The 22,001-nt window shown below is 64.6% G+C and carries 17 protein-coding genes; 10 read left to right on the top strand and 7 right to left on the bottom strand.

Going from position 1 to position 22,001, the window contains the following annotated elements:
- The first annotated feature begins 40 nt into the window (after positions 1 to 40).
- From ACZ6ZD_RS21900 to ACZ6ZD_RS21920, 5 genes are all read left to right on the top strand, one after another.
- A complete protein-coding gene (locus tag ACZ6ZD_RS21900; RefSeq protein WP_465674856.1) occupies positions 41 to 916 on the top strand; it encodes a carbohydrate ABC transporter permease in 876 nt (291 codons plus the stop codon).
- A gap of 9 nt (positions 917 to 925) precedes the next feature.
- Positions 926 to 1,756 carry a carbohydrate ABC transporter permease gene (locus ACZ6ZD_RS21905; protein ID WP_465674858.1) on the top strand — a complete coding sequence of 277 codons (831 nt, stop codon included), beginning with the start codon at positions 926 to 928 and terminating at the stop codon, positions 1,754 to 1,756.
- Between the two features lie 125 nt (positions 1,757 to 1,881).
- On the top strand, positions 1,882 to 4,158 hold the full coding sequence (locus ACZ6ZD_RS21910) for a carbohydrate binding domain-containing protein (RefSeq protein ID WP_465674860.1): 2,277 nt from the start codon (positions 1,882 to 1,884) through the stop codon (positions 4,156 to 4,158).
- Between the two features lie 8 nt (positions 4,159 to 4,166).
- Positions 4,167 to 4,937, top strand: coding sequence for a hypothetical protein (locus ACZ6ZD_RS21915; RefSeq protein WP_465674861.1), 771 nt, complete (start codon positions 4,167 to 4,169; stop codon positions 4,935 to 4,937).
- A complete protein-coding gene (locus ACZ6ZD_RS21920) occupies positions 4,934 to 6,004 on the top strand; it encodes a LacI family DNA-binding transcriptional regulator (RefSeq protein WP_465674863.1) in 1,071 nt (356 codons plus the stop codon). Before ACZ6ZD_RS21915 ends, ACZ6ZD_RS21920 begins: the two co-directional genes overlap by 4 nt.
- A gap of 30 nt (positions 6,005 to 6,034) precedes the next feature.
- Here the strand turns inward: ACZ6ZD_RS21920 and ACZ6ZD_RS21925 are convergent, their stop codons facing one another.
- Together ACZ6ZD_RS21925 and ACZ6ZD_RS21930 are read right to left on the bottom strand one after the other, a co-directional pair.
- Positions 6,035 to 6,619 carry a hypothetical protein gene (locus tag ACZ6ZD_RS21925; protein ID WP_465674865.1) on the bottom strand — a complete coding sequence of 195 codons (585 nt, stop codon included), beginning with the start codon at positions 6,617 to 6,619 and terminating at the stop codon, positions 6,035 to 6,037.
- Between the two features lie 109 nt (positions 6,620 to 6,728).
- Entirely contained in the window at positions 6,729 to 7,442 is a 714-nt protein-coding gene (locus ACZ6ZD_RS21930; RefSeq protein ID WP_465674866.1) for a 2-phosphosulfolactate phosphatase, read from the bottom strand.
- Positions 7,443 to 8,251: 809 nt separating this feature from the next.
- Between ACZ6ZD_RS21930 and ACZ6ZD_RS21935 the strand changes: the two genes are divergently transcribed.
- Positions 8,252 to 9,958, top strand: a complete 1,707-nt coding sequence (locus ACZ6ZD_RS21935; RefSeq protein WP_465674868.1) for a right-handed parallel beta-helix repeat-containing protein — start codon at positions 8,252 to 8,254, stop codon at positions 9,956 to 9,958.
- 20 nt (positions 9,959 to 9,978) lie between these two features.
- Here the strand turns inward: ACZ6ZD_RS21935 and ACZ6ZD_RS21940 are convergent, their stop codons facing one another.
- The 5 genes from ACZ6ZD_RS21940 to ACZ6ZD_RS21960 all read right to left on the bottom strand — a co-directional run bounded on the left by ACZ6ZD_RS21940 (position 9,979) and on the right by ACZ6ZD_RS21960 (position 16,341).
- Positions 9,979 to 12,258, bottom strand: coding sequence for an FAD-dependent oxidoreductase (locus tag ACZ6ZD_RS21940; protein WP_465674870.1), 2,280 nt, complete (start codon positions 12,256 to 12,258; stop codon positions 9,979 to 9,981).
- Positions 12,259 to 12,261: 3 nt separating this feature from the next.
- Positions 12,262 to 13,161: a MurR/RpiR family transcriptional regulator gene (locus tag ACZ6ZD_RS21945; RefSeq protein WP_465674872.1), complete on the bottom strand. Its 900-nt coding sequence runs from the start codon at positions 13,159 to 13,161 to the stop codon at positions 12,262 to 12,264.
- An 81-nt stretch (positions 13,162 to 13,242) separates the two neighbouring features.
- Positions 13,243 to 14,076 (bottom strand): carbohydrate ABC transporter permease, encoded by an 834-nt coding sequence (locus tag ACZ6ZD_RS21950; RefSeq protein WP_465674874.1) that lies wholly within the window; start codon positions 14,074 to 14,076, stop codon positions 13,243 to 13,245.
- A gap of 4 nt (positions 14,077 to 14,080) precedes the next feature.
- A complete protein-coding gene (locus tag ACZ6ZD_RS21955; RefSeq protein WP_465674876.1) occupies positions 14,081 to 15,034 on the bottom strand; it encodes a carbohydrate ABC transporter permease in 954 nt (317 codons plus the stop codon).
- Positions 15,034 to 16,341, bottom strand: a complete 1,308-nt coding sequence (locus ACZ6ZD_RS21960) for an ABC transporter substrate-binding protein (RefSeq protein ID WP_465674878.1) — start codon at positions 16,339 to 16,341, stop codon at positions 15,034 to 15,036. The genes ACZ6ZD_RS21955 and ACZ6ZD_RS21960 overlap by 1 nt, the downstream gene beginning before the upstream one ends.
- 100 nt (positions 16,342 to 16,441) lie before the next feature.
- Here ACZ6ZD_RS21960 and ACZ6ZD_RS21965 point away from each other — a divergent pair, with 100 nt between their 5' ends.
- The 4 genes from ACZ6ZD_RS21965 (at position 16,442) to ACZ6ZD_RS21980 (ending at position 21,976) form a co-directional block, all read left to right on the top strand.
- The gene (locus tag ACZ6ZD_RS21965; RefSeq protein WP_465674880.1) at positions 16,442 to 17,332 is read left to right on the top strand and encodes a helix-turn-helix domain-containing protein; all 891 of its coding nucleotides are present in this window, start codon (positions 16,442 to 16,444) and stop codon (positions 17,330 to 17,332) included.
- A complete protein-coding gene (locus ACZ6ZD_RS21970) occupies positions 17,329 to 18,705 on the top strand; it encodes a hypothetical protein (RefSeq protein WP_465674882.1) in 1,377 nt (458 codons plus the stop codon). The genes ACZ6ZD_RS21965 and ACZ6ZD_RS21970 overlap by 4 nt, the downstream gene beginning before the upstream one ends.
- Before the next feature lie 231 nt (positions 18,706 to 18,936).
- Complete coding sequence (locus ACZ6ZD_RS21975) at positions 18,937 to 20,361, top strand: alpha-L-fucosidase (protein WP_465674884.1); 1,425 nt, start codon at positions 18,937 to 18,939, stop codon at positions 20,359 to 20,361.
- Positions 20,362 to 21,133: 772 nt separating this feature from the next.
- Positions 21,134 to 21,976 (top strand): alpha/beta hydrolase, encoded by an 843-nt coding sequence (locus ACZ6ZD_RS21980; protein WP_465674886.1) that lies wholly within the window; start codon positions 21,134 to 21,136, stop codon positions 21,974 to 21,976.
- Positions 21,977 to 22,001: the final 25 nt, after the last annotated feature.

The following is a 22,001-nucleotide window of genomic DNA, read 5'->3' on the forward strand; positions in this document are numbered from 1 at the left end:
GCGCACGCCTTGACGCCTCCATCACATTCGAGGGCATTCTGTGATCACCAAACGTCCGCTGGCGGCCGCCGGCTTCCTGTTGCCCGCGGTCGCGGTCTACGGAATCTTCCTGATCTATCCACTCACCAACGGGCTCTGGTTGAGCTTCACCAACAGCCGCGGCGGCCCGCGGGCCGACTTCGTCGGCCTTGAACAGTATGCCCGGCTCCTCGGTGACAGCGAGGTCATCCGGGCGACGATGGTCACGGTGGTTTACGCCTTCGTCGTGGTGATCGTCCAGAATGCTTTCGGCTTCGTGATGGCGAGAGCTCTCTACTTGCGCCCCCGGATCCGTAAGACGGTGAGCGTTCTCGTCCTGCTGCCGACGCTTGTCGCTCCCGTCATGGCGTCCTTCATCTTCTCGGCACTGTACGCACCGGACGGCGCTGTCAATCGGATCCTGACCCAGGCCGGACTCGAGTCACTGACCAGGATCTGGCTCGGCGATCCCGACACCGCCCTGGGCGCGATCGCCCTGGTGAACATCTGGATGTTCAGCGGCTACTCGGCCGCGATCTTCCTGGCCGGCTATCTCGCCCTGCCAGGTGACGTCCTGGATTCGGCCGATGTCGACGGCGCATCCGGCTGGCGCAAGGTCTGGTCCATCGAGTGGCCGCTCCTTGCCCCCTCCCTCACCGTCAGCATCACCTTGTCGCTGATCGGATCGCTGAAGGTGTTCGAGTTTCCCTTCGTCATGACCAACGGCGGTCCCGCCGGCTCGACCACCACCCTCACCTTGATCATCTACCGAAAGATCTTCGGCGGCGCCGGAGAGTTCGCCTACGGCGTTACCGTCGCGGTGTTGTTGCTGGTCGTCGTCGCCGCGCTCGGGACCGTCGCCACCTCGCTTCTGCGCCTGCGCGAGAAGCGACTCTAGGAGCTCAACATGCCGCACTGGTACACGCTCAAGCGCCGCGCAGGTGACGTCGCGCTGCTGGTTGGGGTGACGCTGCTGATGCTGCCGTTCACCTTCGCTGTTCTCACGGCGCTTCGCCCGGCGGCCGACGTCGCCGCCGATCCGCTCGCCTGGCCGCGACGGCTCACCTTCGAGAACACCGTCGAGGCCTTCCGCCGAATCGACTACGCCCAGAGTGTTCTCAATACCGTCGTCATCCTGGCCGCCTCCTGCATTGTCACCATCGTCGTCGGGGCAATGGCCAGCTACCCGCTTTCCAGGATCACGAAGAGCTGGACCACTGCGGTGTACCGGTGTTTCATCATCGGAACGACCATCCCTGTCTATGTGCTGATCGCGCCGCTCTATCTTCTGATGCGCGACCTTCAGCTGCTCAACACCCATCTCGGCGTGGTCCTCGTCTACGCGGCGATGAACCTGCCGATCGCCGTCTTCTTCTACACCAGCTTCCTGCGGCAGGTGCCGACGGAGATCGAAGAGGCTGCGACTCTCGACGGGGCCGGCCTGCTCCGGACGTTCTTCACCGTGATCTTCCCGCTGCTCTCTCCGGTCACCGCGACGCTGTCGACGTTCCTCTCACTGGTCGTCTGGAATGACTTGATCGTTCCGCTCGTATTTCTCAAAGGCGAGCAAAATCGCACGATCATGGCCAACGCCTATGCCCTGATCGACCCGAATACCGTCGAGCCCACGACACTCTTCCCCGCTGCTCTGCTCGGTGCGCTGCCCCTACTGGTCGTGTTCTCCGTACTGCAGCGGTACGTCGTCGCCGGGATGTCCGCCGGCGCCGTCAAGTCATGAGCAGGTCAACGAAGGAGCCACTCCAGCACGTCGAAGGAGTCACCATGCCGGAACACCATCGAAGGTCACTTCGAGCCATTGCCACAACGGCCGCCGCTGCGGTCGTCTTCGGAACAGTCGCCGTCTTGGCAGGAGCATCGCCGGCGACGGCCGCATCCACCGCGTACTACGTCGACTGCTCCGCAGGCGCCAACGGAAACGGCACCCAGAACAGTCCATGGTCAACGCTCGCGGCTGTCGCCCCGCCAGGCGGCGCCTTCGGGCCGGCTGACTCGCTGCGCCTGAGGGCGGGCACCGTCTGCTCCGGCACGTTCACCGCGACAGGCAGCGGCACCGCCGGCTCTCCGATCGTCCTCGGCGCCTACGGCACCGGCGCCAAGCCGATCATCAATGGCGGCGGAACCACCGAAGCAGCGGTGCTGCTCCGAAACGTCAGCCACTGGACCGTCGACGGGCTCGAACTCACCAACATCGCGGCCACCGAGGGCAAGCGCAGCGGGCTCCTGGTCGAGAACACCGGCAACTCGGTTCACAACGGGATCCGTATCACCAACCTCACCGTTCACGACGTCACCGGGCGCTCCGACCGCAACGCACCGGACCGCTACGTCACGGCCGGAATTCAAGTTCGGCTACCGGCCAAGGCATCCGGGCTCACCGGATACTTCGACGGTGTCACCATCGAGAACAACACCGTTCGGGACGTGAAAGCCATGGGGATCGCCATCGTCGGCGCGCCCAACGGAGACGACACGATCAACCACAACCGCAATGTGTTGATCCGCGGCAACAGCGTGACCCGCGCGGCCGCCGACTCCATCCTCGTCGGAGTGTCCGAGAATCCACTCGTCGAGCGCAACACCAGCTTCGATGCCGGCTATGCGGCAGTGTTCCGCGGGGCAATCGCAGGGATCTGGGCCTACACCAGCGCCAATCCCCTCTTTCAGTTCAACGAGTCCGCCCGCACCTATCCGTCGCTCGACTCGATGGGATGGGACTGCGACTGGGGCATCACCGGTTCGTGCACCTACCAGTACAACTACAGCCATGAGAACACCGGCGGCTTCTACCTCGAGTGCCTGACCTGCTTCGGGCCAGGACAGACCGACGTACCGAAGCTGATCATCCGCTACAACGTGGCGCAAGGCGAGGGCCTCATCAACTCGGCCGGTGGCAACGTGCGGCTCGAGATGTACAACAACACGCTGTACAACGAAGGCCGGCCGTTCGACCTGCACTTCCCCGCGAACTCGCTGATCGCCAACAACATCTTCGTCGGATCAGGGCTGACCCGGTTCGACACCGGCCGTGGCATCGTGGTCGACCGCAACGTGTACAGCGGATTCAACGGACCCGCTGCCGATCGGAACGCAATCAACGCGGATCCGCGGCTATCCGATCCCGGCACCGGGGCCGACGGCCTTGGAACCGTCAACGGATATCGGCTGGCGACAGGTTCCCCGGCGCTGTCGACCGGCCGCCTGATCAGCGACAACGGAGGCCGGGACTACTGGGGCAACGCCGTTTCGGCGACCTCCAACCCGAACATCGGCGCCTACAACGGTCCGGCCGTAACGGCCACCCCCGCACCTGGCCCGCTGGTCACCAATGGTGGGTTCGAGAGCGGCCTGGCCGGATGGTCCGCGGCCGGAACCGCAGCTACCTCTGCAGGTGCCGCGCGCACAGGTGGCAGCGGCGCGAGTGTGGGTCCGGGCGCGGTGGAGCAGACTGTCGCCGGACTACAGCCGAATACGACGTACACGTTGACCGGCTGGGCACGAGCCAACGTTGCCGCCAACGGTCCCTATCTGGGAGTCAAATCCTTCGGCGGCCCCGAGACCTTCACCCAGTTCGCCAACACCACGTACGCCGAACGCAGCGTCGCGTTCACCACCGGGCCGTCCTCGACGAGCGCGCTCATCTACTGTTACCAACCGTCGGGCGCCGGAGCTTCCTGCGACGACATCTCGGTCGAGCCGCTGCTCCGCAACGGTGGCTTCGAGAGCGGTCGGTTGAGCCCCTGGGAGCACATTCGAACGGCAGCCGACTGGGATGACAACTTCGTCGTCGCCCAGGGATCTCAGAGCGGGCGATTCGCACTGCAGACCAGCCCCAACGGCCATCGCGGCCTGGAGCAGACGGTCAGCGGGCTCGTCGCCGGCGCGAGCTACGAGCTGACGGGCTGGGCACGGGTGGTGACACCGGGCGAGGAGGTCCGGATCGGTGTCTACAACTTCGGCGGCGCGGAACGGTACTCCGCGGTGACGGCCGGTGCCTGGACACGCGTTTCCGTGCCGTTCACGCTGGGGAGCACCTCAACCAGCGCGAAAGTTTTCTGCCTGAAGGAGACCGGTCTCGATGTCGGCTTCTGTGACACCCTGAGCCTGCGCAGGACGAGCTGACAGCACAGATGAGGACCAGGCTGCTCCGAAGACTGTTCGCTCTTCCGGCGATCGGCCTGCTGGCGATCACTCCGGCGGCGTGCTCCTCCGAGCGCGCCCCGGAGGGTCGTACCGAGCAACGCGCGCGGATGGAGATCACTGCTGCGAAGATTGCGGGTGTGGACGTCAGCGAAGCCGAACTCGTGTATTGCATCCAGCAAGTGCGCGCTGCTGCCCTCGACCAGTTGGCCAAAGAGGGAGTGCGGGTCAGCACGGCACACGGCCCGGGTGTGGACGATCTCGTCGAGATGCGGCTCGTGCAAGTCGGAGGCAAACGCTGTGCGGAGGGAATCGTGCAACGGCTCGCCGCCGTGCGACGTGGCATCCTGCCGGACCCGACGTTCAGCAGCTTGGTAGAGCGGTGGCAGACCGACCGGTCCACGCGGGCGGCGGCGTCCGAACGTGGCGACGTCCTCTACGGTCCCGTCAACAGGTCACTTGTGCAGTTCGAAGCGCTGGAAACTGCCAACGCCGCAACAGTCGCCGAGGCAGCCCTGGCCGAAGACCTCATCGATGACCGTTCCTCCTTCGCGAAGGCCGTCGCCGACCATCCTCGCGCGGTCACCGGTCTGAAGCTGACGGACGCCAGACAGCGCCAGATCGCCGCCGCTGCCCTCGCGAGGACAATGGTGGCTGACAGAGTTCGCGCCGCGGCCGGTGCGTCTCCCCTACAGGTGGATCCGCAGTGGTCGTCCACGGTCGACCTGATCAAGCTCATAGAGGAGACTGGCGAGCAGTGAGTGGCAAACGCGAGGCATCCGGCGATCGCGCAGGGTCGGCGACGACCCTGCGCGACGTCGCCAAGGCGAGCAACGTCTCGGTCTCGACGGCATCGCGAGTACTCAACGGCAACGGGACGGTGTCGGAGAGCACTCGGCGCCGGATCCTCGCCGAAGCCGAGAAACTCGACTTCAGGCCCAACGCGTTGGCCAAGTCATTCGCCCTCGGCCGCAGTTTCACCGCCGGCATACTGGCCCAGAAGGCCAGCGGCAACTTCTCCACCCCGGTGATCACCGGCATCATCTCGGCGCTCAGTCGGCACAACGTAGCCTCCCTGGTCTACGACGACAGCGACGATCCGAGCGCCAGGCCCGGGAACCTACGCAGCCTCCAGGCCAGGAAAGTCGACGGCGTCATCGTGGTCGGCGACGGCACCGACGTCCCCTTCCCATCGATCTCCGATCAGTTCACCACGCCGGTGGTCCACGTCTTCGGGATCTCGGACAATCCCACCGATACCTGCTTCCTGCCGGACGACGAGCAGGCCGGCCGGCTCGCGTGCGAGCATTTAATCAGCACCGGACGGCAACGAATCGCCTATGTGACAGCGATGGAACATTCACGGGCTGTGCAACAGCGTGGCAGAGGAGTCGCTCAGGCCCTGGCGGCAGTCGGCTTGCAGGCAGCGTTCGAACCCATGTACGGCGACTGGACGATCCCTTGGGGGTACCGCGCCGGACAGCAGCTACTCGACCGACTCGGCGAACTGGACGCCGTTGTCTGCGGCAACGACTACATCGCGCTCGGGATAGCGCGCGCGTTCGAGAAATCCGGCGTCCGCGTGCCCGACGACGTCGCCCTGGTCGGCTACGACAACTCTGCCAAGTACAGCGGCAGCCCTGATCGTTACCTGACCTCCGTCGACCCGTTGCTGAGCGACCTGGGGCACGCAGCGGCCGAAGCCCTCCTGGACAGCTCCCCCACGGCCAGGCCGAGCTCCGTCCGTCGTTTCCCCTGCACGCTGATCGAGGGAGCATCTTCGGGCGCAATCCCGCCTGACGATGTCGGCCTGGTCGTCCATCGCTGATTCACGCGATGGCAAGCACTTCGCCGGCTACTACCCGGCTTTGTTGACGTACGGCTCCAGAGCAGCGCGCATCTGCGCTTCCGACGGCTGACTCTCGTGCTCGGTGACGCTCTGCTGTTCCAGTTCGCCAACTACAGACTTGCAGGGATCATCGTCGGGCTTCACGGAGTTCCCGACGAACGACGTCCCCTCGACCTGCGACGAAGCAATCTTCCGGCCTGTTCGAGCCTCGTAGACCGAGATCTCGTGCAAGCCCCGGTACAGACTGATCACGTGTGCAACAGTCTTCGTCGGGTCGTCTTCCCGTACGTACTCACATTGCTTCACGAACCCGCCCCGACCGACCCGCTTCGCGCAGCTCACCAACTGCACGCTCTCGGCTCGCGCCGGAAACCAGACCTGGTCGTCGCGGTCATAAGACATCAACCCGCCCACGTTCTCGATGGGATGCGGCGGCGGCCCACCGTAGGCGGCCGCATCCGGGAACGGCTCCGGCGCCTGACACATCCGCTGGAAGTCGCTCAGCTCTAGCGGCTCAGGCTTCAACACCACATACCCGACCCCTCCGCCAATCGCCGCAAGAACAGCAACTCCGACCACCAGGCGACGACGCATATCCACCCCAAACGCTTACCAACACGGCACTCAGCAGAGTCCTCCATCTTACCGACTACGCCACGGTAACCACCTACCTGCGAGTCGACGAACAAGCTTCCGCCGAAGGTCAGATGAGCGCGCCGCGACCTTGGGTTGCCGGAGAGCAAACGGGCCTCAGGACGAGGCGCGAGTCCTCCGTGGTCGCGAGCATGGCGAAGGCGAAGCGATCCAACTCGACGCACAGGTCAACGTCATCGGGATCTACGCCCGCTCCGCCACGCAGCGCCCGCGCAGTCAGCTTTTGCGCGGCGATGGATTCACGCCCCTTCCTGAGGTACAGGTCTGGTGCCGGCTCTGTCTTCAGCAACCGTTCGGCGATGTACTCGGCGCAGGCTAGGTCTTCATCCGCACGGCCACCGTCACCGGTGATGACGAATGTTGCAGCCCGGTGCCCTCGCTCCAGTAGGTAGTCCGCGGTTGCACCGGCGACGACGAAGCTCGCGCAGAGGAGGACGTCCGCGTCGGAGGCGGCCAAAGCACCGACAGTACCGGCTGTCGACTTTTGAACTATGGTCCGGCCGCCCAGCTCCGCCGCCCTGATCACCGCAGGCGAGTTGACCAGATCGAACCCCGGCAGGGGCGCGCCGTCCTGCAGGGTGAGCCACTCCGGATGCAGTGATTTCAGCTCGCGTGCGTCATCGAGGCTTTCAGCGAAGACGATGCGCTCAGCACCTTTCGCGAACGCCCAGGCTGTCACGGTGAAGGCACGCATCACGTCGATCACGACCGCAACACCGGGGGCTTCATGTAACTCATCTGTGCCCCTGAACGTTGACTTCATCAGCACAGTGTCTCGTATCGAGACCTCGGAGCAACTCCATTTCCGACCAACTACGATCAGCCGTTAGCCGCCGCGCTGGACGGCCTGCTCGCTACACCAACGGGGCCAGATCGAGGTAGCCGGCAGCAACCACGGCGATCAGGTCCTCGATCCGGCGACCGGGAGACCGATGAAGAACGGATCCCGGATCAACCGACACCGGACGTAAAGCCAGTGGCGCACCTGGGAATTGTCACAGAACCGCCAGGTCGTTTTCCCCGGAGTCGAGCAGCGAGAGCAAGGTCTCGGCTTCTTTGACCGTCCTACGCCGCGCGCTTCCTGGACGAAGTCGGCGCCGAGCGGGGTCAGGCGAATTCCATCGGCTCCGCGAAGGAACAGTGCCCGCGGGATGTGAATAGTTCTCCTATAACTTTACGTTCGACATGAGCCCTTGACGCCTAGGTGGGTCAACTTCATGATGACTTCACGCAAAGACATTGGAGAACTTGGCCTGACAAGTCCTCCCTCGTCCACCACCCGCGCTGTGACGCGGTGCTGGTGACCTCATCTGCTTCTCAGTCCGGCGTGGGCTGACGAGGAAGGGCTACGAGATGAAGATGTTGAGATCGTCGGTCTGGGCCAGCGGCTTCTTGCTGTTGGTGGCACCTGTAGTAGTTGCCGGGTCGGCATCCCCAGCGGTAGCGGGTGTCACGGCAGTCAGCTACTACGTGGCGACCTCGGGCGACGACAGCTGGAGCGGCACTGCTGCCAGCAGAGGGTCCGGCAACCAAGGTCCGTTCCGGTCGATTCAGAAATGCGCAAGTGTCGCGGTGGCTGGTGACACCTGCAACATTCGCGCCGGCTCCTACTACGAGACAGTCAAACCACCGAGGAGCGGCAGTCAGAGCGGCCGGATCACCTTCCAGCCCTACAACGGCGAGTCCGTCACAGTTAGCGGGGCCGATGCGGTCACCGGATGGACGCAACATTCCGGGAACATCTACCGCGCCGATGTAGAGCTTCCCACCGACAAGCACAACCCCAGTGGCTTCTTGGCCAATCAGGTGTTCGTCAACCGAAACATGCAGACGCAGGCTCGCTGGCCCAACGCCGGATCCGACCCGTCGAGACCTACCGGCGCGATTGCCGACAACAGCACCACCCAGAACAAGGTCTTCGAGTCCACCCTTCCGTCCGGAGACTGGACCGGGGCGACTCTGTGGCACATCTCCAGAGGCCGGTGGATCGCTCAGTCCGGGACCGTCACCGCTTCGCGAGCGGGCCAGCTCGACGTGACCGGCGCCGACTACGGTTGCCCCGGGAACTGTCTGCAGGGTGATGAGCAATCCAAGTTCGCCATCAGCGGGAAGCTCGGACTCCTCGACACCGCCTCCGAGTGGCACTACGACGGCGCCGCCCGGCGGCTTTACCTCTGGGCGCCCGGCGGCGGTTCGCCGACCAACGTACTGGCGAAACAGCGGAGCTTCGCGTTCGATCTCAGCGGGAGGTCGTGGATCACCGTCAAGGGCATCGATGTCTTCGCCGCAACGATCCAGACCAACGGGAGCTCGTCGAATCTGGTCATCGACGGCATCGATGCGAGATACGTGTCGCACTTCATGACCCTCCCGCACGTCCCCGGACAACGCGGCATCGTCGGGCCCTACGGAGCACACACCACCGACACCGGCATCATCCTGAACGGCTCCCGGAACGTGCTCAAGAACAGCAAGATCACCTACAGCGCCGGCAACGGGATCTCGGTGCAGGGCAACAACAACGTCGCCGAGAACAACCTGATCCACGACGTGAACTACTTCGGCGCCTACACCGCGGGCATCTACATCCAGGGCAGCAATCAGCTGGTCAAGAACAACACCATCTACGACGTCGCCCGCGACGGCATCCTGGTCAAGGACACCTACGGCGGCGAACAGTTCTTCGACAACGAGATCTCCTACAACCGGGTCTACAACTTCGGCATCCAGAACACCGATCTCGGCGGAACCTATGTGTGCTGCCACATCAACGGCCGCGGAAGCAGCATCCACCACAACATCTTCTACAACGCCCTCACCACCGGGCCGAAGCTGCACCCGAACAACACCGCCAAGGGTGTCTACCTCGACAACGGCTCCTCGAATTTCACCGTCCACCACAACGTGGTCCACACCGTGAAGCAGGCCGCCTTCTTCGCCAACGGCGGTGGCGGAAACCGCTTCTACAACAACACGGTCGGCGGCGGACAGGCGACGACGTTCGCCGGCGGCGATCGAACCAACAGCTTCATCAACAACCTCGCGACCACCGGCAACTTCACCGCCACCGGCTCGGTCGACCAGAACAACATCAAACCGGGCACCAACCCGGGCTTCGTGAATGCGGGCGCGCACAACTACCAACTCACCAGCGGATCCGCGGCGCGAGATGCGGGCCAGGCCATCCCGAACATCACCACGAACGCAGTCGGCACCCCCGACGTCGGCGCCTACGAATTCGGCGCCACTCCTTGGACCGCTGGGTTCCGCGAGCCCTAAGTCAATCCAGGCCGGCGCCGTCACCACGAGCGGGGGTGGCGGCGCCTCTGGGTCTTGCCATCGGACTGCGTTGCCTGCTCGGGGCCATAGACGCGTATGGAGACCAGATGCGCGCGCGAAGCCCCATTGGTTGCCGTCACCCGGACCCGAATGCCGGAAAGACTGAGCGGGGTCTCGAAACCGTGCGTCCGGCGGCGCTGTCTGTTACCTGTCACGACAGCGACGGTCCGCCAGCTGCCGTCGCCGGCCGTGATCTGGACTTCGTAGTCTCCAACCAGGGTCGGGAGGACGTCGAAAGGGGTGCGATGGTGATGGAGGTTGATCAGATCCTCGTCGACGTCGTCATCGAACAGGACCACCACCTCAGCCACCTCGATCGGCCGAGCCCAGGCAAGCTCGATACAGGGAGCCGCATCCCGCACGAGATCGTCGGAGACCCACATTTGCGGACCGCCGTACGGGCGCGCGAACCCTCCGACCACCTTGTCCGGCGAGTAGGCATGGGACTCCGGCGCAGCACGGAAGCAGAGCCCGCCTCGCGGCAGGATGTGCTTCCATTCCAGAAACTGCTCGACGTACTCCTCGTCCGGCGCCGGGTTACGGCGTGCATAGCAGACAGTCCCCGGCATTCTCTGCTCCGCAACGTGCACTGTGAGCTGTTGATTGGCCTTCAGGACGACGACCGCGTTCTGAGGATGCTCCGGGCGCCATTCGACCTGCGTCTTCACCCACTGCTTCTCACCGGACTCGACTGTGACGGTCCACTCAGCGAGCTTCCGCAGCGGCAGATAGTTCTGTGGCGCGACCGGATCATGCAGCTCCACAGAGAAGGTCGTCGCCGCTGCAGCGTCGACCAGGAACTCGAGGCCCTCCAACGCGGGGTCAACAGGTACGACTACGGCCAGATCGGTCTCAAGACGCCAGGTGCCGGCGGACATGCTGACCTCGAGATCGCGCAGCGTCGAGCTCGCAGTCGCGGCTGCCGACAGCGCCAGATTCTCGGGATCTTCATCGGCCAGGCCCATCACAGCGGCGTCAGCACGACAAAGCGCCTTCTTGACCAGTCCATAATGCCGCGTTGCCAGATCCCGCGGCGTCAGTCCGGCCTGCACAGCAACAGCCGCGGCGATGCCGGCCGCTTCGCCGAGCACCGCACAGGTCGCCATCACCCGAGTCGAGCCGAAAGCGACATGGCTCGCGCTGATGTTCCTGCCCGCCATCCACATGTTCTCGACATTGCGGGAGTACAGCGTCCGCAACGGAATGTGATAAACGCCGGCCGGGTGCCAGTGCTTCGAGCCGCTCTCGGTGGCGTACATTCCACCGGGCGGGTGCAGGTCGATCGACCAGCCACCGAAGGCAACCCGGTCCTCGAACAGCTCCTGGCCGAGGATGTCCTGCTGAGTGAGAACGTGGTCGCCCAGGAAACGCCGGTACTCTCGTTTACCCGGCACCGACCCGATCCACTCCAGCGTGAGATTCTCGGTGTCGTACTCGCCGGAGTTCTTGAGGTGATCCCAGATCCCGTAGACCGCCGCCTGCAACTCGTCACGGATGAGCTCGTTGTCCTGGACGACGTCTAGTTCGCCGCCCCACTCGATCCACCAGTACGCGCAGCCGTAATGATCGGCTCGAATCACTCGCCGCTCCGGGATCGAGGTCTTGGTGATGTCTCTCGCGAACGAAGGTGGCACGAACTTGACCGGACGACCGGCGTCCTTGGTGTAGAACAGGATCGTGCTGCCGAGCGTGCTGTCATCCGGCACTTCGGGCGCCCAGCTCTCGCCGTACTTCGTCCGCGGCTCTCGCCCGGTCGCATGGTCCGCCCCTGCCAGGAAACCCACCAAACCGTCGCCGGTGCAGTCCACGAACATCGGGCCGGCGAAGGTGATCTCCTTCTCCGCGCCCATCTGCCAGCCCACCACGGAGATGATGGCGCCTTCGGCGGCATTGACGATGCGGACATCGGTGTTCAGATAGAGCGCGATATTCGGCTCGGCGCGCACCGCCTCGAGTACCACCAGGTCCCAGTAGTACGGGTTGCCGTCCGGGTTGCGGAACTGGTTCTCGACCAGCAGTTCGCCCATGATCCCGGTCTCCCGAGCGAAATGCTGGACGCCGTGCGCGGTCGCACCGCACACCCAGACCCGGACCTCACTGGACGAGTTGCCGCCGAGGACAGGCCGATTCTGGATCAACGCGACCGTACTGCCCTGCCGGGCGGCGCCGATCGCCGCGCAAACGCCGGCCAGGCCCCCGCCGACAACAGTCAGATCGGACTGGACGTGAAGCTGTTGCATGGGTCACCTTCGCGATGGAGTGTCCGGACGGACGACCGGCTGTGCCGGTCCGTCCGGATGGTTCGCTGTGAGATGGTCGGGGACCTTCTGCGCGACCAGTACGAACAACAAGGCTGCGACCAGGGTGTCGCTGGCCCGGCCCCCGAAGAATTCTGTCCAGGTGCTACCGACCGGCGTCCCGGTGTCGAAACAGGTGTCGACGGCAGTCCCGATCGATGAGTCCGTCACACCGGTGATGGCTACGGTCAGCGCACCTTCAGCTCGAGCACGGCGAACGAACTCGAGTGTCGACTCGTCGTTTCCGGCCCGCGAGATCACGAGCGCGACGTCCCGCTCGTCGAGCAGGCCCGCCCCCATGCGGGCCGCCTGCGGTCCATCGAAGAACCAGACGGGGATACCGATCCGGAGGAGGCGGATGTAGAGCTCGCGAGCCGGAACCGCATCCCCCCATTCCCCGTAGATGTGAGTACGCCGTGAGTTCGCGATCGCCTCGGCCACTCGTGCCGCCGCGGGGAGATCGACCGCTGCCAGCGCGTTCCGAAGTGCATTTGCCTGGGTACTCGCCAGGACGCCGAGCACCTGTTCCGGCGGATCGTCCGGACCGATGGCGAGACCTATGTCGTTGGTCCACCCGGATTGCAGATCGCGACCGACCTCGACGGCGAGTGCCGCCCGGAACGCCGGATAGCCGGCGAAACCCAACTGGGTCGACAATCTGGTCACGGTCGCCGGGGACGTCTGTGCCGCCTGGGCCAGCTTGGTGATGGATCCCCGGGCAACGCTGTCCGGATCCGACAGGATCTGCTCCGCCACCCGGTGCATGGCGTCGTTCAGCTGTGGGAGAGCCTGCCTGACCGTCTGCAGCGGGCTCGGGGTATCCGCTCGTTGAATCTCTGGTCCCATCTCGCGATCTTCACCCATGGGTGACCTGAGTCCTAACACCTCGGCCACTGCCCGTGGTCATCAGCACTCAGGTCTCCCTTCTCACTTGATGCCGGTATGCGTCATCGCCGCGATGAATCTGCGTTGCAGAACCACGAAGACCAGCAGAACCGGCACGATCGACACGACGGACGCCGCCATCGTCAGGCCCGGCGCGGGCGCGCCCTGCTCGTCGATGAAGGCAGTCAGGCTGAGCGGCAAGGTGAACCGCTCGGGAGTGCTGAGCAATACCAGAGGCGTCTCGTAGTCGTTCCAGGACCAGACGAACGCGAGGATTCCCAGGGCGCTGATCACGGGGGTGGCCAACGGCAGGTAGACCCGGTAGAACACCTGCCACTCGTTCGCGCCGTCGATCCGGGCCGATTCGGCAAACTCGTTCGGCTGACTGACGAAGAACTGACGCATCAGGAAGGTGCCGAGCACGGTGAACATGCCGGGCAGGATGAGGGCCCACAGCGTGTCGTAGAGTCCCACCTTCTGGAAGTAAATGAACCTTGGCACCAGCAGCAGCTGGACCGGGATGATCGCGGTGGCCAGATAGATCAGGAAGACCCGGTCCCTGCCGCGGAAGCTCATTCTGGCGAAGGCATAACCTGCCATCGTTGCGGTGACGAGTTCACCCGACACTCGCACCAGGGCCACCAGCACCGAGCGACCGAACGCCGGGAGCACGGACGTCGCTCCGGTCAGTACCGCCTTGTAGTTCTCCCATTGGGCGTCGTCCGGGATCCACTGCATGGGTACCCGAAAGGCATCCACATCCTGTTTCAGCGATGTCGACAGCATCCAGGCGAAGGGCGCCAGGAACGCCAGCGCGAGGATCCACAGCGGGATGCCCCAATACCACCGGGCCGTCGCCGCCCGAGTCTGACTCACGGTCCTAGTCATTGAGGGCCCTTCCTCGCTGTACTCGCCAGGTCACCAAGGTCAGCAGCAGGACGCCGGCGAAGGTCACCAGACCGATCGCGGAGGCGTAGCCGAAGCGGTAGAACTGGAATCCTGTTTGATACATGTAGTACGACACCGTGGTGGTCGAGTCACCTGGCCCCCCGGCGGTGATCAGCGCGATCAACCCGAAGCCCTGCGAGGTCCCGATGATCAGCGTCACCATCAGGAACACCGTCGTCGGTAACACCGACGGCCAGGTGATCGTGTGAAATCTCGCCCACGCTCCGGCGCCGTCGATGGACGCCGCTTCGTAGAGCTGACTCGGAGCATCCTGAAGTGCGGAGAGGTAGATCAGCGAGCAGTACCCCACGCCACCCCAGACCGCCATCAGGATCAGCGCCGGCAACGCCCAGTACGAGGACGCGAACCAGCCTGGCTGGAGGCCGAAAATGCTCAGCGTCTGATTGACCAACCCGGACTTCGGATTCATCAGCATCAGCCAGGTCATTCCGATCGCGACCGTGTTCACGATGTACGGAACGAAGAAGATCGCGCGCAGGATCGCCCTGCCGGGCAGCGGCCGGTTCAGTGCGATCGCCAACGCCAGGCCGAGCCCGACGGTCACCGGAACACTGACACCGACGTACAGGACAGTCAGGCCGACGGAGTTCCAGAAGCCAGGATCGCGCGCGATGGCGAGGAAGTTACTCAGACCCGCGAAGCGAATGCCGCGCAGGCCCGAGACCAGGTTCCACTCGGTGAAGGCCAGCGCGATGACGCTGACCAGGGGGATCAAGGTGAAGGCCAGAACCCCGAGCAGATTGGGCGCGATGAACGCCAATCCGGTCCAGCCGCGGGGCCGGATGCCGGAGTCGGCCGACCCCGCGCTCCGGGCCGGCTGCCCAGCGGTGGTCGGCGCCGGTACGGGTGAGGCTGAGATGGCCATCAGGCACTCCCTCGGTTGCGGGCGATCGCGGCGTCGGCAAGGCGGTGAACCTCGCGAATCGCCGACCTCGGGGACTTCTCGCCGATCCAGCAGAGGTCGCGCTGCTGACCGTAGGACAGACTGATCTCGGGTGTTCCGGTCAGCAGGGTGTCGGTCGAGAGCTTCGCTTCGTCGGCAAGGACCACGCGGCGAAACGAGTCCAGGTCGAAGTACCTGTCCGGCTCGTCACCCAGCAAACCGGTGATGAGCTTGTCCTCGGGGAAGGTTCCGAGCGCCGGGAGCTTGCCACCGCTGAGCATCGGCGCCGCACCTTCGGTGAGCCAGAACTTGACGAACTGCCAGGACGCCTCGGTCTTGGCGGATTTCGGATTCATCATGATGAAGTTGTTGTAGGCGCCGAGGTTCCAGTCGCCGCCACCCGGCACTGTCGGGGCCGGCGCGAAGTCCACCGTGAAGTCATGTGGGTACTTCACCGCGTCGCGCAGGTACCGCAAGCTGAAGGACGCCGTCGTCCACAGGTGGAACTCCTCTTTCAGGAACAGGTTCTGCGGATACGCGAGCAAGCGGCGGGCGAGCACCTCGGACCAGCGAAACGCGCTGCCGTCCTCGATCATCTCGCGTCCGATCGCCAAGGTGCTCTCGAACACCGGATGGTCGAAGTTCGACCGCCCGTCCGCGCGGTACCAGTAGTTCGGGCCGAGGGCGATCCTGGCGTAGTCGGGCACGATGAAGGTGCCCACCGTGCGATCGCTGGTGAGCTTGCGAGCCACCGATCGGAACTCGTCCGCTGTCCACCGATCGGGCAGGTCGACACCGGCGCGGCTGCGCAGCTTCTCGTTGAACAGGACGAAGTACGGTTCGCGCGCCGTTGCGAGAGCCTTGATCCGGCCGCGGTCGATATGCGCTCGAGGTTGGTCGGTGTCGAGGAACACCTGCAGGTCCGGATCGGCAGCCACGCGATCAGTCAGGTCCGCGGCCAGACCCGAACCCGCGCGCAACTCCAGCGCCGCCGGGGAGTAGGTGAAATAGACGTCGATCCCGAGGCCGCCCTGGAGGGCGGTGTCCACCTTCAGGTTGCCTCGGGCATCGTTGATGAACCTCGTGTAGTTCACCTTGTACTGGGGGAACTTGCGCTGGAACGCTTCGACGACCTTGGCCGGCCCCGAAGCCGCCGGTACGCCACCCCATACTTCCAACACATTTGAGTCCGATCTGCGTTCGCTACCCGAACAGCCCGGCACGAACGCCGTGGCGCCGGCCGCCCCCAAACCGGCCAGAAACCTCCTCCGCGGCACGTCTCTACCCACAGTCTCCGCCCTCTCGCTTGGCTCATCCCCGTGGTGTCGCAAAAGATTATCCACGTCAAGCAGTCGCAGCAAGAGATCGTGCAAATGATTTCGGGCGCATATGAGACACGGCTTTCATGCGCAAGTTGCATTGTCTGCTCTGGTCATGCGTTCAGCGCATGCTTACACTCCGTTCATGTCCATTCGAGAACCCGCTGCGCCGAACGACAGCGGAGCACTCAAGAACGGCCTCACCGTCCTACACCTGCTCGTCGAGGCGGACTCGCCGCTGACAGCCACCGAGATAGCTCGCCGGATGGGACTTCACCAGAGTTCGGTTTCGCGGATCCTCAAGACCTTGCTGGACGAGGGATTCGCCGTACGCCGCGGGCGGCGCGGGTTCCTGCCCGACTACGGGGTGCTCTCGCTGGGCGCGGCAGCAGTTGACAAGTTCTTCCTTGCGCACCGCCCCCGCGCCGCCCTTCAACAGGCCGCGGACGCATTGCCCGGCCTGGTCGCATCGCTGTCGGTTCTCTGGCGCGGGCAGATCATCTACTTCCTGCGAAGCACCTACGGTCAAGAACCGCGTGTGTACGACGCTGACGGCTGGCCGCTGCATCTGTCCGCTCCCGGACTTCGGCTGCTCGCCGAGCTTCCGGAAGCAGAGGCGCTCGCGCTCCTCGACCACTCCCGCCACCGCTTCGGGTGGGCGATTCCCGGCCACGACGCTCCGACCACACCGCACGAAGCTCTTGCGCGAGCGAGACAGAACATTAGTCACGATTGCCTGATCCTGGAGAATTGGCAGGCGCCAGGGCAACTATCGGCCGCGATCCGCGTCGAGCTGCCCGATCAACGATCGGCGGCGTTGTCGCTGGCCGGCGCGGCCGGCGTTTCGGACATCGAGTCCATCCGCCTTCAACTGCACAGCACCCGCCGTGAGCTGGAGCGAGTCTTGAGCTCACGACCGCTGCCAACCGACCTCCCCACCGACCGTGAGGACCTGCCATGACCGATTCGCACCCTGCGCCGATCGCCATCAGCGGCGTACTACCGCACCTGGCCGTCAAGGCGGAGCACTCGCCCCGGACCGAGACCGGCATCGGCGCTCTGATGCCTTGGGCGGAGCGGCTCTGGTTCGTGACCTACGTGGCGCATACCAAGACGTCCGGCGGCGGAACCGGACTGTTCTTCATCGACGACAGCCTGCGGCTGCACAAGCATCCGGCGAGCGTTGTCGGGACGTACGCGAACCGCTTGGTGCATCACGAGTCCGATCAGCTCTTCATCGGCCCACACGTGATCGACACCGCAGGGAACGTGCGGACCATCGAACCCCTGATCGACGTCCGGCTGACCGCCACCGCTCGGCATCTGGTCGATCCGGAGCACATGGTCTACGCGCTCGGAATGGAAGGCGAGTTCTTCGAGATCGACGTGGAGACCCTTCAGGTCACTCAACTCTTCGACCTGATCGACGTGCTGGACGTCCAGGGTTTCCCGCACTTCAAGGACTGCTTCACCCGAAACGGCAGAGTGGTGGTCGCCAACAACTCGTACTTCGAGCAGGATTTCCCGACCGGACAGAGCAACGGGCGACTCGCGGAGTGGGACGGCGACGAGTGGCGCATCCTGGCGAAGACGCAGTTCAACACTCTCGGCAGCGCCAACGGGATGGGCAACGCCCTGTACGCCGTCGGCCAGGACCGCGCGTCCGCCGTACTGTGGGTCCACCTTCCGAACACCGGCTGGAAGGTCTACCGGTTGCCGAAGTCGACACATACCCAGGATCACGCCTACACCACCGAGTGGCCACGGGTTCGCGAGGTGGAGTCCGAACGACTGTTGCTCGACGCGAGCGGCATGTTCTACGAACTGCCGTCGCTCACCTATGCCGATGCGGTCTGGGGAATTCGACCGATCGCCTCACATCTGCGCATCATCGGCGACTTCTGCTCGTGGAACGGGCTGCTCGTCATGGCCGGCGACCAGACGACACCGATCGGTGACGCCAATCCGCATGCCGGGCAGCCGCAGGCCGGCCTGTGGTTCGGAAAGACTGACGATCTGTGGTCCTGGGGCAAGCCGCAGGGCTGGGGCGGCCCCTGGTGGGACACCGCAGTGCGGGCTGGGCAACCATCGGATCCCTTCCTGATGACCGGATTCGAGCACAAGTGCCTGCACCTGACCTTCGATGCCGGGGCGTCGGTCGAAGTCGAGGTCGACTTCAAGGGCACCGGCGAGTTTCATCGTTACACCACATTGACCGTCCCCGGCGGAGGTGGCTACGTGAACCACACCTTCCCGCCGGGCTTCTCCGCGCACTGGCTCCGGCTGACCTCGGACAGCCCCGGCACGGCCACCGCGCAACTGGCATACACCTGAACCGGCATCGATCGGAGAATCCCCAAAAGTCATCCAAGGACTTCGGGAAATCGAACGCTTGACATCCCGATTGCGGCGGCAGATGATCTCGCCACTCGGAAGAGATCGGACGACTCCCCGTCCGTCGCCAGGTCGAACTGCCGTCGGCAATCGGAAGGTTCTCGTTGATCATCGATGTCCGCACGATCTGCTCCAGGCCGGAGTCACCCCGTGAACGAGTCGGAGGCAGCGATGGCAGAAATCCCTGAAGTGGCGCTCCCGACAGCCTGGGTGATACCTCCAGAGGCGGAGGTCCGCGCCCGCCTGACCTGGTGGCGCGATCTCAAGTTCGGTGCGCTGGTGCACTTCTCCGCCGGCAGCCAATGGCAGGGAAGCGAATCATGGAGTCTCTGCGGCGAGGATCACCGCTGGAACCGCCGTACCGGACCGTTCGCCGATGACTATGCGCGATACAAAGCGGCCTACGAACAGCTGCCGGCGACCTTCGACCCCCAGGCCTTCGATGCCGGCGAGTGGTCCGGTGCGATCCGGGCAGCCGGTATGCAGTACGCGATTGTTCCGACGAAACACCACGACGGTTTCTGCATGTGGGACACGGCAGAAACCGACTACAAGGTGACCGGTCCGCAATGCGCCTACAGCACTTCGGCCACCCCGGACATCTTCGGCGCCTTCACGAACGCGTTGCGTGCGGACGGCCTGGCCGTCGGCGCCTACTTCTCCAAGCCCGACTGGCACAGCGACGACTACTGGTGGCGCTACTTCCCGACCCCCGACCGCAACGTCAACTATGCGCCGTCCCGATACCCTGAGCGGTGGGACCGTTTCGTCAACTTCACTCACCGCCAGATCGCCGAGATCACCGGCAACTACGGGGAGATCGACATCCTCTGGCTCGACGGCGGCTGGGTGCGGCCGCAGGCCGACAACCTGGAGGTCGTCGACGAGCTGGCCGGTGAGCTCGCGAACTTCGCCGGCTCGGTCGACCAGGACATCGACATGGACGGCGTCGCCGCCATTGCCCGCAGACGCTGTCCCGACATGCTCGTGGTGGACCGGATGGTGCCAGGACCCTACGAGAACTATCTGACACCTGAGCAGGGTGTGCCCCGGACAGCACTCGCGGCGCCGTGGGAAAGTTGCATCACGCTCGGGCCCAGATGGCACTCGACACCGGGCGCCGTCTACAAGAGCGCCAAGGAGATCGTCACTCTCCTGGTCACTGTCGTCGCTCGCGGCGGAAACCTCCTGCTGGGAATCGGGCCGACTGCCGCCGGCGAGCTGGTACCTGACGTGCGCGACGCTCTTCGGCAGATCGGCGCCTGGCTGGACGTCAACGGCTCGGCGATCTACGGAACCAGAGCCTTGACCGTCTCGGAGCTCGGCGACGTGTTCTACACGGCCAGTCCCGACGGACTGACGATTCACGCTTTCGTCCCACTCGACAAGTTCGATGACGACCAGGCGACAATCAGCGTTCCGGGGACCGCGGTCGACGTCACCGTTCCCGCAGGACGATCGGTGAGCTGGACTGTGGGCGTCGGATCGCTCCATCTCCAGATCAAGCCTGCGGAGCACGCCGGCCCCTATGCCGTGATCAGTATCGACCTGGAGGAGCCGGCCACGCTGATGCCGGAGCCAGAGCGCACGGCTTGACGATCCGGGCCGGTGCAGATCAGCGCCGGCAGTTCAGGTTTGCTGTCGGGCACCGGACAGACCAATGACAGCGACGCTCCAGTCCCGGACGGCGCAGAGATGTTGAGCTGAGAGAGTCGGACTCCATGCAACAGATGCGCGACCGCCGACCTGCCGCAGATGCTTTCGCCGTCAGGATGTGCGATCAGCACGGAACTGCGCTCTTGTCGCTGGCAGGTGTGATGTCTGCCGACTCGGATCGGGCGCGGCGAGTTGTCGTCGACGTGATCCACGAGGCCAGCGCACACTCGAGAATCCAGACCGATCCCACCCGCTCGGACCTCGTACGCCAGATCTTCGAACGGTGCGGCGGAACCGAGACTGTCCGGAGGTGTACTGACAGCAAGCGACGCGAGATCGTACGAGACCTCGTACAGTGTGGCGGTCTCTCCTACCGGATGGTCGCCGAACTGACAGACCTGCAACCAGTGGAGGTCGCCACTCTCCTCGTAGCGAGCCTTCGGGATCACGTCCCCGCCTGACTCAGGGGTCCGCTTTCGTTGCCGTTGGCACGTTCATGCCATCGGAGGGCCGGCCGGGTGAAACCTGCGATAGTGCTCCTGCTTCCGGGTGATTGCTCGGCAGTGCGACTCAAGGAGCGACGATGCGTAGGGTGTTCAGACGAGTCCTTGCGGGCCTCGGTGTCTTGGTTCTCGTACTGGCTCTGCTCGTGACCGCACTGTTCGTCATTCCACTGGGATCGGATCGAGCCCGCGAGCCGAGGGCCCGGTCCATGTCGTTCGCAGAGGCCCGCGCGGCCGCCGAGGCAGCGGTGCAGCAGGATACGGCCGACCGGTCGGTCCTGGCGGACTGCAGGACCAAGCTCCTCACCCATCCTGGCCGAACCGCCAAGTCGGTGCTGATGTTGCACGGTTACACGAGTTGCCCGAAGGATTACGACGAGCTCGCCCAGTCGTTCTTCGACCGCGGGTACAACGTGTACGTGCCACGCGAGCCGCGGCACGGGCTCAACGACAAGCAAGCGACGGCGGACCTCACCGTCCACGGGTTACTCGACTACGCCGATGGCGCGATGGACATCGCGGCCGGCCTCGGCGGGGAGGCCGGCGTCGTCGGCATCTCCGGTGGAGCGGTTCTCGCCACTTGGCTGGCGCAGTACCGCACGGATTCGGTCTCGCGTCTGCTGGCCCTGTCGCCCTTCTACCAGCCCGGCCCCGCGCAGGCGCCGGCCATCGCCGTCCGGCCGATCACAGTGCTCTTCGGATTTCATCTCGTGCCGGATCGAATCAATGAGCGTGGCTTCTCGTTCGCAGCCCTGGCGCAGTACCTGAGGATCGTCCGCAACTACCCGGAACGGCCGGTCAACAGCAAGCTGGCAGGAATCGCCGTCGTCCGCTCCGCCAACGATCCGCTGATCGACCTTGACCAGGCCTACAAGGTGAGTCAGAGGATCGCTGCCGCCAATGGGGTGACAGTGCGAGAGCACGAGTTCCCAGCCGCTTTCGGATTCGAGCATGCGATCCTTGGCCGACCGAACCTGGGTCCGCGTACCGACAAGATCAACAACTTCTACCTGGATCTCTACGAAGGCCGCGAAACCGCGCGCCCCACCTGATCGGACGAGGGTGACGCCGTCTCCG

Source organism: Kribbella sp. NPDC104218 (assembly GCF_055584105.1).

Excerpts from the sequence above, each read along its gene's own strand:
- ACZ6ZD_RS21945 (WP_465674872.1), bottom strand. The coding sequence starts at position 13,161 with ATGGGACCAGAGATTCAACGAGCGGATACCCCGAGCCCGCTGCAGACG.
- ACZ6ZD_RS21975 (WP_465674884.1), top strand. The coding sequence starts at position 18,937 with ATGGCAGAAATCCCTGAAGTGGCGCTCCCGACAGCCTGGGTGATACCT.
- ACZ6ZD_RS21940 (WP_465674870.1), bottom strand. The coding sequence starts at position 12,258 with ATGCAACAGCTTCACGTCCAGTCCGATCTGACTGTTGTCGGCGGGGGC.
- ACZ6ZD_RS21970 (WP_465674882.1), top strand. The coding sequence starts at position 17,329 with ATGACCGATTCGCACCCTGCGCCGATCGCCATCAGCGGCGTACTACCG.
- ACZ6ZD_RS21915 (WP_465674861.1), top strand. The coding sequence starts at position 4,167 with ATGAGGACCAGGCTGCTCCGAAGACTGTTCGCTCTTCCGGCGATCGGC.
- ACZ6ZD_RS21965 (WP_465674880.1), top strand. The coding sequence starts at position 16,442 with ATGAGACACGGCTTTCATGCGCAAGTTGCATTGTCTGCTCTGGTCATG.
- ACZ6ZD_RS21955 (WP_465674876.1), bottom strand. The coding sequence starts at position 15,034 with ATGGCCATCTCAGCCTCACCCGTACCGGCGCCGACCACCGCTGGGCAG.
- ACZ6ZD_RS21930 (WP_465674866.1), bottom strand. The coding sequence starts at position 7,442 with ATGAAGTCAACGTTCAGGGGCACAGATGAGTTACATGAAGCCCCCGGT.
- ACZ6ZD_RS21925 (WP_465674865.1), bottom strand. The coding sequence starts at position 6,619 with ATGCGTCGTCGCCTGGTGGTCGGAGTTGCTGTTCTTGCGGCGATTGGC.
- ACZ6ZD_RS21980 (WP_465674886.1), top strand. The coding sequence starts at position 21,134 with ATGTCGTTCGCAGAGGCCCGCGCGGCCGCCGAGGCAGCGGTGCAGCAG.
- ACZ6ZD_RS21905 (WP_465674858.1), top strand. The coding sequence starts at position 926 with ATGCCGCACTGGTACACGCTCAAGCGCCGCGCAGGTGACGTCGCGCTG.